Here is a 14,658-nt window from a genome sequence, read left to right on the forward strand (position 1 = left end):
GTTGCGCGCGCTTGTCGCAACCAATACGCCATGAAATGGCTGGCGCGCTGAAACGGGAGCAATAATGGCGACACGTTCAATCCTGTTTGAACCGTTCGAGCAGGCAGGCCTCTCTCTGCCAAGCCGGATCGTCATGTCGCCGATGGGCCGCGCCCATGCCGACGCAGGCGTTCCGCAGCGCGGATATGCCCGGTATTTCAGGCAGCGCAGCGCAAGCGGGGTCGGCATGATGATCACGGGCGCGGCCGCAATCGACCACCCGCTTGCCGATTACGACGGCACCGGCCCCCGCTTTCATGGCCCGGCGCTTGCACAATGGCGCCACATTGCAGACGATCTGCGCGATCTTCCGGCCCCTTTCGTGCCGCAGCTCTGGCATGCGGGCATGGCGCGGCGTACCGAAGCTTTCGACAGCAGCGAGGCGATCGGTCCTTCGGGCTATTCCATTGCCGACCTTAAAAGCCATGACGACGCTGGCGTCTCCGGCCACTTAGCGGGCAAGCCGTCGGGCAAAGCCATGGATGCTGCGGACCTTGCCGCAGTGCGCGATGCGTTTGCCAAAGGGGCCCTTGCCGCGCGTGAGGCGGGCTTTGGCGGTGTGGAAATCCATTGTGGACACGGTTTCCTCCTCGATCAGTTCCTGTGGCCGGCAACCAATCGCCGCGACGATGAATATGGCGGCTCCAGCGCCAATCGGGCCCGCTTTCCTGCAGAAGTCATCGCCGCGTGCAGGCAGGCAGTAGGGCCCGGCTTTCCCCTCCTGGCGCGCATTTCTCAGTTCAAGATCGATGCTTACGATGCCGTCATCGCGCGCACGCCTGATGAGCTGGGCGCGCTGCTGGAGCCGCTGGTGACAGCGGGCGTCGACATGTTCGACTGTTCCCAGCGCGAGGTGCTGACCCCTGCGTTCAAGGGGGACGATCGCAACCTTGCGGGCTGGGTCAAGGCGTTGACCGGCAAGCCAACCATCGCGGTCGGATCGGTGGGTCTTGCCGGATTGTTCACCGAGGAGGAAGCCGCCGGCAACAGTGCCGACGGTGCTGCTGAGAACAGCGGTCTGCCGACCGTTTCGCTCGCCATGCTTGATACAGTGTGCAAGATGATGGCGCGCGGCGACTTCGACCTGCTCGCCATCGGTCGCTCGTTATTGGCAGATCCCGACTGGCCGCAAAAGATTCGCAGTGGTCAGGATGAGACCCTGCTCCCGCTGGACCTTCAGAAGCTGACGCAGCTGCAATAGCCAGCCGCACGCATGTGAGAGCCAGAGTTTGGGGCCAGAGTTCAGGACCCAGAGTTCAGGGCCCAGAGTTCAGGGCCCAGAGTTCAGGGCCGGTTTCGGTCTGCAATCCCGGGAATGTCGGGCTCCAGCGTGCCTATTTCGGACTCCGGAACCTGGATCATGCCTTGCGCCAGATGGCTGCGGCGTCTGCCATAGAGGAAGTAGAACAGCAGGCCAAGTGCGCTCCACCCAGGCAGCATCAGCATGGCGGCCACCGGCAGGTTGAGAAACAGGAACAGGCAACCTGCGATGGTGAGTGGCGCGACGACCCAGACAAACGGCACCCGGAACTTGCGCTCCTGATCGGGACGGCGGCGCCGCAGCAGCAATACCGCCACCGCCACCATGCCAAAGGCGTAAAGCGTGCCTGCATTCGATATGTCCGCAAGCTGGCCAACGGGGAAGAACGCTGCGGCAATGGCAACAAAGGCGCCCGTTATCATCGTGACGACATGCGGAGTGCCCCATTTCGGGTGCACCTTGCTCAGCGCGTCGGGCAGCAAGCCATCGCGGCTCATGACAAAGAAAATGCGCGTTTGTCCAAACAGCAGGACGAGGATCACCGACGGCAAGGCAAGAAAGGCTGCAATCCCCATGAGATTGCCAAAGGTGGAGAATCCGAGCTGCCGCAGCACATGTGCCAGAGCTTCGTCCGAACACACCAGCCTTGCTGCGTGGATCGGCATGGCGCACTGGCGTGCCAGTTCCTCCGATCCGGCCGGGAAAGGTATGCCGCCCGGGCCCATGATCGGCTGACCGCCGATGGTGCCGATCGCGCCTGCCGCCACAAGAATGTAGAAAACAGTGCAGAACAGCAGCGATCCGACCAGACCAATGGGCACGTTGCGTTGCGGATTGCGGGTTTCCTCCGCCGCCGTCGAAACCGCGTCAAAACCGACATAGGCAAAGAAGATCGTTGCCGCAGCGCCCACCGCGCCCGTTCCGGTGCCGAACCCGCCGAAAATGCCGGCAGGCAGGAACGGATTGAAGCGCTGCACCTCGACCTGTGGCAGAGTGATGATGACGAACACGGTCAGCGCGACGACCTTGATCGCGACCAGCACGGCATTGACCTTGGCGCTTTCGCTGGTGCCGATGATGAGCAGCCAGGTGACCAGCACCGCGATGACCAGCGCGGGCAGGTTGATCAGCCCGCCTGCTGCGCCGCCAAACGCCAGCGGTCCTGCGCTCAGCCATGGTGGCAAGGTCACGCCGAGGAATTCATTGAGAATGGTGCCTGTGAAATATCCGGACCAGCCGACCGATACCGCTGCGGCGGCGACGGCATATTCCATGATCAGCGCCCAGCCGACTGTCCACGCGACAAGCTCGCCAAGGCTGGCGTAGCTGTAGGTGTAAGCGCTGCCGGCAACAGGGATCATCGAAGCGATTTCGGAATAGCACAGCGCTGCTATGATGCACACTGCCCCCGCAATGGCAAAGGCAAGCATCAGGCCCGGCCCTGCCTTTTGCGCGCCTGCTGCGGTCAGCACGAAAATTCCGGTGCCGATCACGCAGCCAATGCCGAACAGCATCAGCTGGATCGCGCCGAGCGAGCGGCGCAGGCCCTTGGCTTCGGCTGTCGCCAGAATGGCCTCAAGCGGTTTTACGCGGTCGAAAATCATGCGCCGGCAAGCATCATATGTGAAAAGAACCAGACAGCCCGTTACAAGACGCTCTTGCTTCGCCGGCGTGCGACCATTCTTTTAAGCGCTTCGCCACGATGTGCAATCGGCCGATTGACGAGAGATGAATTTTCCTGCGCCGGCAGTTTTGCGCTAGCTGCCGCGTTCCAGCGCTTCCACGATATGGATCGCCAGGCGGTGCGCGGTGTCCGACAGTCCGGGCGCTTCGATCAAGGCGATTTCGGTGTCGTGCAGCACCGGCAGGTCGGCATCGCCAACCACGGAACGCAGATGCGCCGGAACCATTTCGCGCGGCAGCACGGTTACTCCCAAACCTGCGCCGACTGCCGACAGACTGCCGGCAAGGCTGGTGGAGGTATAGGCAATGCGTGCCGTTCTACCGACCGCCTCCAGCGCATCGAGAGCGCGTTTGCGATAGACGCAAGGTTCGGGCGATACGACCAGCGGCACGACCGCCATGTCGGTAACCGCAAGCTGGTCCTGCGCAACCCAGACCAGCGGCTCGCGCCAGACGCGCATGCCTTCCATGGGGGCCAGCGGCTCGCGCTTGACCAGCACGAGATCGAACGCCTGTTCGTAGAATTTCTCCAGCAGGTTCAGCGTCAGGTCGCAGGTCACTTCAAGCTCGACCAGCGGATGCGCCTTGGCGAAATCGGCCAGCACCGAGGGGAGATGCGCTGTTGCGAAATCCTCCGGCACGCCCAGCCGGACCGCGCCGGTGATCTCCGGCTCGAAGAGTTGCGCGATGGCGGCATCGTTCAACCGCAGCAACTGGCGCGCCGGGCCCAGCAGGCGTTCCCCGTCGCCAGTCAGGCTGAGCGAACGCGGCGTTCGTGCCAGCACCTTGCGGCCAAGCTGTTCTTCAAGCCGCTTCACCTGCAGGCTGATGGTGGATTGCGTGCGGCCAAGCCGGGTGCCGGCGCGGGTGAAGCTGCCTGTCTCGGCAATGGTGACAAAGCAGCGGAGCAGATCAAGATCAAGGGTGCGGGTGCCAAGCATGACCATCCTTGCAGCAGCAGCCATTTCAGATGTCAATGATTGCTATTTAGATAACTCGTTATCCAAATCCTTGCAGCAGTGGCAGGGCGCGTCACCGGAAAGGGACTGTTCATGCCGCACTCATCTGTCACCACCTCTGCAACGCGCCCGAACGATACCATGGAGATCGGCACCGTCGTTACCGGTGCACTCTGGCTCGGGCTTGCGGTCATGACCCTCCTGTCGATCGCCGCCGCCATCGGCAGCGTTGCCATCACCAAGCTGTCGCTGGCTCTTGGCGTGCTGACCTTGTTTGTCGGCGCCATTGCTGCGTCCTTCTCCGCCAGATACATGCGCGCCGACGGCCATCGCCAGGCTTTCTTCCTCCTGATGCTGGCACTGATCGGCGCGGTGCTGGCCTTCCTGTTTGCAGGCAATCTCATCGTGCTGGCCCTCGCTTGGCTGGCGAGCGGCTGGCTGCTCGCCCGGCTGATCGGACACAGCAGCGGCTGGGGCGAGGCGCAGGCCGCTTCGCGCCGGGCGGCAATGTCCTTCATCATTGGCGACACTGCGCTGGTGATTGCCCTGGCGATCCTGGCCTGGTGGTCGGGTTCTGCCGACCTGCGGCTGTCGCTGGTGGCTGCAACGCTGATGCCGCCGGCGCTGGTCACGCTGGTGGCCGCCTTGCTGCTGACCGCCGCTGCTGCTCGCTGTGCGCTGCCACCTTTCAGCGGCTGGCTGCTCTCGTCCATGACGGCACCGACTCCTGTTTCTGCGCTCATGCATGCAGGACTGGTCAATGCCGGCGGCTTCCTGCTGATCCGCTTTGCCAGCGTGTTCGAAGCAGCGCCCGGGGTGCGTATTGCCGCAGTGGTGCTGGGTGCTGTCGCGGCGCTTTACGGGATCGGCATCATGATGGTGCGGCCCGACATCAAACGTTCGCTTGCTGGTTCAACCGTGTCGCAGATGGGGTTCATGATCATGAGCTGCGGGCTTGGCGCTTACGCCGCGGCTCTGTGGCACCTGATTGCGCACGGCCTGTTCAAGGCCTGGCTGTTCCTGGGCTCCGGTTCGGCGGTCGGCATGAAGCAGCCGCGCGCGCCTGTCGCACTTGCTGCACCCGAACGGATCGTCATTGCCGGTGCCATCCTGGCGGTCGCTATTGCGCTTGCCTCCTACAGCCAGATTGCCGGCAGCCTCATCCCGTTTCTTCTGGGTGTTGCAACAGCCTGCGCGGCGCTGGCGATGAACATGCGGGCAAAACTGACAATGAAGGCGCAGCTGACGCAGGCTCTGGTGATCGCCGGGCTGATTGCTTTTTATGTGCTCGGGTTGCTGGTGGCAGGGCTGGTCGTGGACGCCAACAGTCTCTTTCTCCTGCCGTCATGGGTGCCGCTGGCGATCCTCGTCGTGTTCCTGGCCTTCTGGCTCTGGCAGCAGCAGATCCTGCGCAACGGCACGCCTTTGCCGCCCCGCCTCTACATTCACCTCCTCAACGCAGGTGCACTGCCGCCTGCGTCTGAAACAGCCAAGAACAAAGGAGTGCCGCAATGAACATGGCCGTTCCTGCTTCCCGGTTCGACACCCCGCTGACCCGGGCGGAAATTGCGGGCATGGTTGCGCTCGCTTCGCGGATCGTGGCGCCGCTGTGGCCGCTGGAAAGCGCGATTGCGGTAAACCCGCTGTCAGGTTTCGAGGAATATCCGTTCGAGATCGCGGTCGAGCGTGCTGCCAAGCAATTCGCCGCCCGGCGCCAGCTTCCCGTCGCACAATGGCGCGAGATGATGCAGGCAGGGCATATCGACGAGCGGGCGCTGCGCGATGCAGCGATCGAGCATCTTGGCGGGCTGGACGCTGCCTTCTCGATGCTTGGTCTTGATGTATCGCGGCTCGATCTGCTGATGGCACGGCTGTCCGCCCCGCCCGTCTCGCCTGTGCCCGTCTCGCCTGTGCACGACGCGCCGGTGCACGACGCGCCTGCCATGCTGGCCCGTGATGCTGCTCTCATTGCCAAATGGTGCGCTGCGTTTTTCGACCAGGGGCAGGCGACCAGCGCCATGCCGCATCGCCAGCTTGGCCTTTACCCTGCCGTGCTTGCCCTGATCGGCCATGACCCCGATTTTCGCGCGCTGACTGGCGCTGCGGGACAGGAGCTGTTGCTCAGCGTGCCGCGCAATCCGCTGGAGGCAATTGCAGAAGGGCTTTGCCAGCTGGAGATTGCGCCCGACGATCAGGTGGACTGGCTGGGCTGCATGGTCAGCCGCCTGCCGGGATGGGCTGGCCACATCCGCTGGCGCAATGAAAATGCCGACGCCGCAATCAGCGCCGGCAATCCCGGCACCATGGCCGACCTGCTGGCCTTGTGGATGCTGCTGGCACGCAGCGGCGCCAGCCACACCGCCGCTGCCGCAGACCCGCCGCTCACGGCCCGGCCGCCTGCTGGCCAGCCTTCTGTGACCACGACGCAAACCGACCTTGCCCGGCATTTCGGCCTGCTCGACAGCCAGATCGACGCATTGCCACCCTACGCACGCGACCAGTTTGCAGCAATTGCAGGCCTCGACGAGGACAGCATGGCCGCTCTGTTCATGACAGCCGCCGAACAGACCTATGCCAATGCACTTGCGCCAAAACTGCGTTCCGCAGCAGTGCGGCCAAGGCTGGCAAGCACGCCCGATGCACAGCTTGTGTTCTGCATCGACGTGCGTTCGGAACCGTTTCGCCGGGCGCTTGAGGCGCAGGGCAATTATGAGACGCTGGGATATGCCGGGTTCTTCGGCCTGCCGATTGCGGCTCACCCCGCCGGTGGCGCGCGGCGAAAGCGGCTGCTGCCGGTGCTGCTGTCGCCGCAGCACGATGTCGCCGAACAGGCGAGCGCGGGGCATGAACGCGAGGCCCGCGCGGTCATCGACAATGCGGCTTCGCAAAAACATCTCTCGCGCCTGCTCGACACGGCAAAGCAGGGCGGAGCAACGGCCTTTGCCACTGCCGAGGCGGTCGGGCCGCTGGCCGGGCTGCTGATGGTGGCAAGGACGGTCGCTCCGCGCTGGGTGGGCGGCATGAAGCAACGGCGGCAGATCGCGCGGCAGAACACGCTTGGCCCCTGCCTCGATCGACACTGCATCCCGAACGAAGGTTCTGGCGAACATACCGGCACCGGACAAAAGGGTCTTGGTAACTCAGGCCTTGGTCACTCAGGCGCCGAAGATATCGACACCCGAGGCGGTGTGTTCACGCTGGAAGAAAAGATCGGCTTTGCAACCGCGCTGTTCCGGCTGACCGGCTTGCCTGCAGACACTGCCCGGCTGGTGGTCCTGGTCGGGCATGGCGGGACCACGGTGAACAATCCTTACGCAGCCGCGCTCGACTGCGGCGCATGCGGCGGGCATGCAGGCGGGTTCAACGCCCGCGTCCTGACGCAGATGCTCAACGATCCGCAGGTGCGAGCAGGACTTGCCGCAGACGGGTTGCCGGTGGCGCTGCACACAAGCTTCGTTGCCGCCGAACATGACACGACCACGGATGTCGTGACCATCCTTGATGCAGCAGAGGTGCCGGACACGCATCGGGACGATCTTGCCGTGCTTGTCCAAGACCTTCAACAGGCAGGTGACACAAACCGCGCACGTCGGGCCGTCCTGCTCGAACGGCGACCCGACGATCTGGAGAGGGGAGCGATGCACTGGGGCGAAGTGCGACCGGAATGGGCTTTGTCGGGCAATGCGGGCTTCATCGTGGGGCCGCGGTGGCTCACCAGCGAAGTGGACCTTGGCGGCCGTGCATTTCTCCACAGTTACGACTGGACAGATGATGCAGACGGCACGGCGCTTACCACCATCCTTACCGCACCCATGGTCGTGGCGCAGTGGATCAACTGCCAATATCTGTTCTCCACCATCGACAATGACCGTTTCGGTTCGGGCAACAAGGTCACCCAGAACGTGCTTGGCGGCATCGGGGTGGTGCAGGGCAATGGCGGCGATCTCAGGATCGGGCTGCCTTACCAGTCGCTGTTCCGCGACGATGGCACGCCGTTCCACGTGCCGCAGCGCTTGTTGACGGTCGTGCTGGCCCCGTTCGACCTTGTTGAAAAGGTGGTGATGTCGAACGGTGTTTTGAAACGCCTGTTCGGGCTTGGCTGGGTATCGCTGGTGGTGATCGATCCGGTGACAGGAGAGGCACAACGCTGGCGGCGCGACGAACAGGCAGCAGGGGGCTGGAACGATCTTGCCCGCAGTTCCGCGCCACAGGAGGAGAATGGACAATGAGTACCGCAGAACATGACGGACTGGCGCTGCACCGGTTCAAGAAGATCGAGATCGTCGCGCAGGCCGAGGATCGGCATATAGTCGAGGAATTGCTGAAGGCGGCAGGGGTCGGCGGGTGGACGATGATCCGTGACGTGGCAGGCTTTGGCCATTCCGGTTTTCATCACGGCAAATCGATCTTCAATGATCAGACGGGTCTGGTGATGTTTGTCGGCGTCGCCGATCCTGACGTGGTAACCGAAGTGGCAAAAGGTCTTACCCGCCTCTTTGAAAAGCGGCCGGGCGTGACCTTCCTGTCCGATGTGGACGTGATCCGATCCGATTATTTCGCCAAGGTCGCAGGCTAGCGGTAGCAGGGCAGGTCGCGCAGAGACGCCTGCGCAGATTTGACCCGCCTGCGACCAGAGCGGCGCATGGCAGACCCGGCTCGCTCCGTTCGGAAGGACAGACCCGATCTGCGGTGCTTCTCCTTCCTACCAGAACGCCTTGTGACCGGGGCGGCTTTGAAATCGTGCGACCTCGAAGCGTCCGTGACTTGGCAGGATGTTCCAAAGTCGCCTTGTTGGCCGAGTGTGACATAATGGGAAGCCGGCCAAAACTGGCTCGATGCTGACCCGGCTGCCCGAAGGCGCGCAGGTAAGCTTGATAAGTCTGGCCCGGAGAGGCTGGTCGCCTTGGACGTAAAAAACCGCTGCACCATAGGTAAAATGCTGGATTGTACCGCTTTGGCCAGGTCCGCCCCGACCGGCATGCATGCTGCTCATGAAGCTCAGGAGGCAGGTGGACGGCACGCTGTGCCGGCGAACGCCGTCGTGCCGCCTTCGTCTGACCGGCTGCGGTTGGCGGTGGAGCGTAGGACGATCTCTGGATGGCAAAGGCAGACCCGCTCGCAGGCGAGGCGTTGGTGCAGCTTTCGGCGAGGCTGCACACGCTGTGTCGCGATCCATTGCGTCGGCCTTGTCATGCTTCGCCAACTCTTGTCCCGCTGACCCCTGCTGCCGCGGAATATGAACGCAAGAACCGCGCGCTGAAGGCACACGTCTGTGTCGCAAGCATCCGTGGATCGCGGCACCTGCCAATAACGCCATCCAACCTGCTTTTCTGCGCTGCTCGCAGTGGCAGCTTGCAACCTGCGGCGCGGCGAATTTGTTCTACGGATGCAAAAACTTTACCTGCTCTGCACCCCAACGCACTCCCCTGCCCGCCTGCACAAGGGAGATCGCACATTGCCCGGTCGCCACCGCGCCATGGGCTCGATAACCCGCCGGACGGCCACGACAATCTCGCTGCCTTGTGGAAGCCGGGGTGTGACAGAGCCTGTTCTAATGAGGAGTGGCGCAGGAGTGCCCTCCTGTGGAAGACTCTTGCAACAACGCTAAGCAGTATGAGGAAAAGCGCGCATGGATCTTGGATTGCAAGGCAAGAAGGTCATCCTCACCGGCGGCAGCCGCGGGATCGGGCGGGCGGCGCTTGAACTGTTCGCACAGGAAGGCTGCGATGTGGCATTCTTCTCCCGCAATGCCGAACAGGTGTCCCAAACCGTCGATGCGCTGTCCAGGCATGGCGGCAAGGTCATCGGTGAGCCGCTCGACATGCTTGATCATGATGCATACACCGACTGGCTCACTTCTGCTGCTGACCGGCTGGGCGGTTGCGACATTTTCGTGCCGGGGGTGAGCGCATCGGGTTCGGGCGCGACCGGTGACTGGGAAGCCTGTTTTGCCGCCGACATCAAGGGCACGGTACTGGGCTGCGAAACGCTGCAGCCGATGCTGGAAAAATCGCAGGCAGCCGCCATCGTCATCATGGCATCGACTGCCGGAACGGAAACCTTCCTGATGCCACAGGCATACAACGCATTGAAAGCAGCGCTGATCGCGTATTCGGGGCAGCTTGGACAGATGCTGGGGCCACTTGGCATCAGGGTGAATTGCGTTTCGCCAGGACCGATCAAGTTTCCCGGGGGAAACTGGGAAGCCATTCACCAGGCCATGCCCGAACTCTACGACGCGACCGAGGCAAGCTTTGCGCTGGGCCGCTGGGGCGGTCCGGAAGAAGTGGCGCGCACCATCGTGTTCCTCGCCAGCCCTGCATCATCCTACACCACGGGCACCAATGTCGTCATCGATGGCGGCTACACCAAGCGCGTGCAGTTCTGAACCGGCCTCTCACGGCAGGTTCATGCCTGCCGGCAGATGTCCATTGCCTCTGCTGCCAGTCTGGCAAGGCGGGGAAAGGCCTCGGCGCGGCTCTGGGCCTGTGCACTGGCAGCCGTGCCGCGCAGCACCCGGCCCTTGATACCGTGGAAGATCGCTGCAAGGCGGAAGAAGTTGAACGCCATGTAAAACTCCCAGTCAGGGATGTTCTGGCGTCCGACCCGCTGGCAATATGCGGCCACATACGCCTGTTCACCGGGTATGTTGAGCGATGCAAGATCGGCTCCGGCCAGACCGGCCACGATATCGGGCGGCATGCGATACATCATGGCATTGTAGGCAAAATCGGCCAGCGGATGGCCAAGCGTCGACAGCTCCCAGTCAAGGACTGCCAGCACCCTTGGTTCTGATGGGTGGAAGATCATGTTGTCGCACCGCATGTCGCCGTGCACCACCGTCGTTTCATCGCCCGCCGGAATGTTCTGCGGCAACCAGTCCACCAGCCGGTCCATGTCATCGTTGCGACCTGCCTGCGCATCTTCTGTATATTGCCGTGACCAGCGGGCGATCTGGCGCGCAAAATAGTTGCCCGGGCGCCCGTAATCGCCAAGACCCGCTGCCTCATGGTCAATGCGGTGCAGATCGGCCAGGGCCTTGTTCATGGCATCGAAATAAGCAGGCCGTTCTTCACGTCCGACGCCCGGAAATGTCGCGTCCCAGAAGATGCGTCCTTCGACGAGCTCCATGATGAAGAACGGCGTGCCGATCACGGCCTCATCCTCGCACAGGCCGAAGATCTGCGGGACAGGATAGCCACACTGGCCCAGGGCAGCCATTACTCTTGCCTCGCGTTCGACGGCATGCGCGCCTTTGACCAGCGTGCCGGGAGGCTTGCGGCGCAGGACGTAATCGCGCGCCGGCGTCATCAGGCGGTAGGTCGGGTTGGACTGCCCGCCCTTGAACTGCTCCACCTGCAAAGGGCCTGCAAAACTGGCGACATTTCCGGCCAGCCAATGTTCGAGCATGGGAATATCCAGCTCGAACCCGCTGCGCACCTTGGTCGTGCCGCTATTGGCATCGCGATTTTGGGCAGAACCGCTGATTGATGGATGAACGCTCATGCCGCCGCCCATCAATGCGCCAGCTTCTGTTCCTGCGCGCTGCGATGCGCTTTCTTGATCTTCTTGGCCAATGACCATTTGTGCACCTCTGTCGGCCCATCATAGATGCGGAACGCACGGATCTCGCGGAAAACCTGCTCCACAATCGTCTGATCGGTGACACCGGTGCCGCCCATCACCTGCACGCAATTGTCGGCAATGCGCATCAGCGCTTCGGATACTGCAACCTTGGCCATGCTGCTCTGCGTGGTGCCAAGATCGCCCGTGTCGAGCACCGCGGCGCACCAATAGATCATCAGTTCGGCCTGACAGATATCGATCTGGTTCTGCGCCAGCATAAAGCCGACGCCTTCATGATCGACCAGCGGCTTGCCGAAAGCGTGGCGCTCGCAGGCATAGGCGCTGGCGATCTCCTGCGCCCTGATGCACGCACCCAGCCAGCGCATGCAGTGCGACAACCGCGCCGGGCTTAACCGGACCTGCGCATATTTGAACCCTTCGCCTGCCTTGCCGAGCATCTGGTTGGCCGGTACGCGCAGATTGTCGATGGTGATCGACGCATGACCGCCGGGCATCGAATTGTCGATGGTATTGGGCACATGGTCGATACGGATCGCTTCATCGGGAAGATCGACAAGGAACATGCAGGCCCCGCCTTCGCTGTCCGCCTCTGTCGATCTGGCCATGACGATCCCGACACGGGCACCCTGCGCGCCGGTAATCAGCACCTTGCGGCCGTTCACCACCCAGTCGTCGCCATCCTTGTGGCAGGTGGTCTTCATCATCGACGGGTCGGACCCTGCCCCGCCCCAGTCGGCAGGCTCGGTCATGAAGAAGGCAGAGCGTGCCTCCCCTGTTTTCAGCGGGTCGAGAAACCGGCGCTTCAGCATGTCATTGCCGACATGGCCCAGCAGATACATGTTGCCTTCGTCCGGCGCGCAGGTGTTGAGCGCCAGCGGCCCGAGCGGCGACAGACCGGAGCGGATCAGGACATAGGCTGTCTCCACCTGCGTCAGATGCGATCCATCCGCCAGGATATGCGGCGTCATCAGCCCGGCCGCACGTGCCTTGTCCCGCAGTTCGGCGACCAGCTCCTCGGTCGGCGCGCCGTGATGATCGCGGCGTGGGTCCTGTTCGTAAGGAACAATTTTCTCGCGAACGAACGCTTCCACCCCGCTGCCAATGTCCTGCGCGCGCTGCGATATCGCGACCAGCGGATTTTCGTGCAGCAGATCCGGTCCGTTGTCTTCGCGCGCCACTCAGCCGCCTTTCTGTTTTGCCTCGGCCGCGGCGGTAAGCGCGGTGGGATCGAAATAATAGGGCTTGATCTCGCTCACCTTGCCATCGCGAATGGTGAACCGCTCGCAAAGTTCGGCCGGGCGCAGGCGGGGATGTTCTGGGCCGGGTTGGGCAAAGTGCATCCGGGCAATATTGATCACGTAATCACCACCCACTGTTTGTCCCAGCTGCTCCAGCTCGGCAACGTCCAGCCGCGTGAACACATCGGTGTAAAGCTGTTGCAGCGCATCCTTGCCATGGTACTCGCCCGCCATCGGAACGCAATCGGCTTCGTGGATGACCAGGTCGTCGGTCAGCATCGAGGCAGCCTTTTGCCAGTCGCCCGATCCGGTCGCGGCAAACAGGTCGTTTACCAGCTGGCAAGCTGCTTCATCGGTCAGCTTGGACCCGGTCATGGTAAAGTGACAATCATGATGGAAGGTTTCCCTTGAAGGCGGAGAATGACGACGCGGGTTTTCAGCGCCGGATGTCTGGGCCGGTCTGCTGCTCGCTCGCAAGGCACGGTTGCGCCTTGCGCCATGGAGCGACAATGTCGAACATCGGCCGGACCATCGCTAGCTATCGCAATGATTAGCCTGATGCCGGCGGCAATCGCGGTTATGAACGGTCTGCGAAATGGATTTGTCTCACCAGAGCACCTCAACTGCGTGAAAGCCTGCTGATCGAGCCGATGCTGCATGTTCGAACCGCCCTTCCTACCCGGCAGACTGCCTGTTCCTGCGGCATACGCTGCATGACATCGCCTCCATCACTGATGTTGGGGAAGGCACGACAAGGGCCTGGTCTGGCCGGAGCCTGGGCTTCGCCTCTCACGGCGAGATACAGGAACAGTCTTGCGCTTCGCTCCGTCGACTGTGTCGCTGGACGTGCTCCTGTGGTGGAGTTTGCCAGCGCGACGTTCAGCAGACCGGTAGTGACGTGCTGCGGATCTTCGCCTTCAACAAGGAAGCTGCATGACTGAAAACTGGCATGATCTTGTCCTTGAAGCCGACTTCCCTGCCGATGGCAAACTGGCAGCGACGGTCGGCGGCTGGCATGTGCTGGTCGCCAGGACCGAGGATGGTTTCCACGCTGTCAACGACCGTTGCACGCATCAGGCCTCGCCCTTGTCCGGTGGTCGCATCCGGCGCGACGCTATCATCTGCCCCTTGCACGGCGCCAGGTTCGAGATGAAGACCGGCAAATGCATTGGCAGCGCCTATGCCGATCTGCGCGTGTTTGCCGTGCGGGTGGAAAAGGGCATGATCGCGCTCAGCATCCCTGATACGCCGCCCGGCATGGACGAGCTGCCTGTCATCACCGGTTAGGACGAATGCAGAGCCTTGAGCTCTCCCACACCGGCGTCGCGTTACGGCCTCAGATGTCCTGCAATGATCGGCCCCTGCCCAATCGCACAGGTTCGCTTGGCAGCGCCGCGCGCTATCAAAGCTCGAGGCCCGCAGCTCCACAAGGCGGGCAGGAGGAGCAGGATCATGCCGTTTACCGGGCCGCTGGAAGACCGCGTTGCCATTCGCGAACTCATTGACACCTATGCCGATGCCGTCACGCGAAACGACGCAGATCAATGGGCCTCGACATGGGCGAGCGATGCATACTGGACCATGCCTGACTACCCCGAATTTCCACCGCAGACCGGCCGCGACAATATCGTGGCCATGTGGACCACTGCGATGGCGCAATATCCCGGCATGATCTTTCAGGCCTATTGCGGCAGTATCGAGGTGGACGCAGACACCGCAGACGTGCGCGCCTACACGTCCGAGGTTTACCAGCAGGACGGCGTCACCAGGCGGGATCGTGGTGAATATACGGATCGTTGCGTGAAGATCGACGGGCAATGGTACTTCCAGCGCCGCTCGTTCCGCAACATCCATCGTGACGGATGAGGCGCGTTGACGGCGGCGCTGCTTG

The 14,658-nt window shown here is 62.6% G+C and carries 12 protein-coding genes; 7 read left to right on the forward strand and 5 right to left on the reverse strand.

Going from position 1 to position 14,658, the window contains the following annotated elements:
• Window positions 1-64 precede the first annotated feature (64 nt).
• The gene (locus tag RM533_RS07180; RefSeq protein WP_311340544.1) at window positions 65-1,240 is read left to right on the forward strand and encodes an oxidoreductase; all 1,176 of its coding nucleotides are present in this window, start codon (window positions 65-67) and stop codon (window positions 1,238-1,240) included.
• A gap of 83 nt (window positions 1,241-1,323) precedes the next feature.
• On the opposite strand, the gene RM533_RS07185 is transcribed toward RM533_RS07180, so the two are convergent.
• Together RM533_RS07185 and RM533_RS07190 are read right to left on the reverse strand one after the other, a co-directional pair.
• Complete coding sequence (locus RM533_RS07185) at window positions 1,324-2,904, reverse strand: amino acid permease (RefSeq protein ID WP_311340545.1); 1,581 nt, start codon at window positions 2,902-2,904, stop codon at window positions 1,324-1,326.
• Window positions 2,905-3,057: 153 nt separating this feature from the next.
• Window positions 3,058-3,924: a LysR substrate-binding domain-containing protein gene (locus RM533_RS07190; protein ID WP_311340546.1), complete on the reverse strand. Its 867-nt coding sequence runs from the start codon at window positions 3,922-3,924 to the stop codon at window positions 3,058-3,060.
• Window positions 3,925-4,035: 111 nt separating this feature from the next.
• Here RM533_RS07190 and RM533_RS07195 point away from each other — a divergent pair, with 111 nt between their 5' ends.
• From RM533_RS07195 to RM533_RS07210, 4 genes are all read left to right on the forward strand, one after another.
• Complete coding sequence (locus RM533_RS07195; RefSeq protein WP_311340547.1) at window positions 4,036-5,457, forward strand: proton-conducting transporter transmembrane domain-containing protein; 1,422 nt, start codon at window positions 4,036-4,038, stop codon at window positions 5,455-5,457.
• Window positions 5,454-8,171, forward strand: a complete 2,718-nt coding sequence (locus RM533_RS07200) for a DUF2309 domain-containing protein (RefSeq protein WP_311340548.1) — start codon at window positions 5,454-5,456, stop codon at window positions 8,169-8,171. The genes RM533_RS07195 and RM533_RS07200 overlap by 4 nt, the downstream gene beginning before the upstream one ends.
• Window positions 8,168-8,518: a DUF190 domain-containing protein gene (locus RM533_RS07205; RefSeq protein WP_311340549.1), complete on the forward strand. Its 351-nt coding sequence runs from the start codon at window positions 8,168-8,170 to the stop codon at window positions 8,516-8,518. Before RM533_RS07200 ends, RM533_RS07205 begins: the two co-directional genes overlap by 4 nt.
• Window positions 8,519-9,571: 1,053 nt before the next feature.
• On the forward strand, window positions 9,572-10,330 hold the full coding sequence (locus tag RM533_RS07210) for an SDR family NAD(P)-dependent oxidoreductase (RefSeq protein WP_311340550.1): 759 nt from the start codon (window positions 9,572-9,574) through the stop codon (window positions 10,328-10,330).
• 20 nt (window positions 10,331-10,350) lie between these two features.
• Here the strand turns inward: RM533_RS07210 and RM533_RS07215 are convergent, their stop codons facing one another.
• From RM533_RS07215 to RM533_RS07225, 3 genes are read right to left on the reverse strand one after another with little or no spacing between them, the layout of a single operon-like run.
• Window positions 10,351-11,448 (reverse strand): phosphotransferase family protein, encoded by a 1,098-nt coding sequence (locus RM533_RS07215; protein ID WP_311340616.1) that lies wholly within the window; start codon window positions 11,446-11,448, stop codon window positions 10,351-10,353.
• Window positions 11,449-11,459: 11 nt separating this feature from the next.
• Complete coding sequence (locus RM533_RS07220; protein ID WP_311340617.1) at window positions 11,460-12,662, reverse strand: acyl-CoA dehydrogenase family protein; 1,203 nt, start codon at window positions 12,660-12,662, stop codon at window positions 11,460-11,462.
• 45 nt (window positions 12,663-12,707) lie between these two features.
• Window positions 12,708-13,142, reverse strand: coding sequence for a nuclear transport factor 2 family protein (locus tag RM533_RS07225; protein ID WP_311340551.1), 435 nt, complete (start codon window positions 13,140-13,142; stop codon window positions 12,708-12,710).
• Between the two features lie 558 nt (window positions 13,143-13,700).
• Here RM533_RS07225 and RM533_RS07230 point away from each other — a divergent pair.
• Entirely contained in the window at window positions 13,701-14,054 is a 354-nt protein-coding gene (locus RM533_RS07230) for a Rieske (2Fe-2S) protein (RefSeq protein WP_311340552.1), read from the forward strand.
• Window positions 14,055-14,219: 165 nt separating this feature from the next.
• Window positions 14,220-14,633 carry a nuclear transport factor 2 family protein gene (locus RM533_RS07235; protein WP_311340553.1) on the forward strand — a complete coding sequence of 138 codons (414 nt, stop codon included), beginning with the start codon at window positions 14,220-14,222 and terminating at the stop codon, window positions 14,631-14,633.
• The last annotated feature ends 25 nt before the right edge of the window (window positions 14,634-14,658 follow it).

This window comes from Croceicoccus esteveae, assembly GCF_031846435.1.
GTDB lineage: Bacteria > Pseudomonadota > Alphaproteobacteria > Sphingomonadales > Sphingomonadaceae > Croceicoccus > Croceicoccus esteveae.

Excerpts from the sequence above, each read along its gene's own strand:
- RM533_RS07180 (WP_311340544.1), top strand. The coding sequence starts at position 65 with ATGGCGACACGTTCAATCCTGTTTGAACCGTTCGAGCAGGCAGGCCTC.
- RM533_RS07185 (WP_311340545.1), bottom strand. The coding sequence starts at position 2,904 with ATGATTTTCGACCGCGTAAAACCGCTTGAGGCCATTCTGGCGACAGCC.
- RM533_RS07190 (WP_311340546.1), bottom strand. The coding sequence starts at position 3,924 with ATGCTTGGCACCCGCACCCTTGATCTTGATCTGCTCCGCTGCTTTGTC.
- RM533_RS07195 (WP_311340547.1), top strand. The coding sequence starts at position 4,036 with ATGCCGCACTCATCTGTCACCACCTCTGCAACGCGCCCGAACGATACC.
- RM533_RS07200 (WP_311340548.1), top strand. The coding sequence starts at position 5,454 with ATGAACATGGCCGTTCCTGCTTCCCGGTTCGACACCCCGCTGACCCGG.
- RM533_RS07205 (WP_311340549.1), top strand. The coding sequence starts at position 8,168 with ATGAGTACCGCAGAACATGACGGACTGGCGCTGCACCGGTTCAAGAAG.
- RM533_RS07210 (WP_311340550.1), top strand. The coding sequence starts at position 9,572 with ATGGATCTTGGATTGCAAGGCAAGAAGGTCATCCTCACCGGCGGCAGC.
- RM533_RS07215 (WP_311340616.1), bottom strand. The coding sequence starts at position 11,448 with ATGAGCGTTCATCCATCAATCAGCGGTTCTGCCCAAAATCGCGATGCC.
- RM533_RS07225 (WP_311340551.1), bottom strand. The coding sequence starts at position 13,142 with ATGACCGGGTCCAAGCTGACCGATGAAGCAGCTTGCCAGCTGGTAAAC.
- RM533_RS07230 (WP_311340552.1), top strand. The coding sequence starts at position 13,701 with ATGACTGAAAACTGGCATGATCTTGTCCTTGAAGCCGACTTCCCTGCC.
- RM533_RS07235 (WP_311340553.1), top strand. The coding sequence starts at position 14,220 with ATGCCGTTTACCGGGCCGCTGGAAGACCGCGTTGCCATTCGCGAACTC.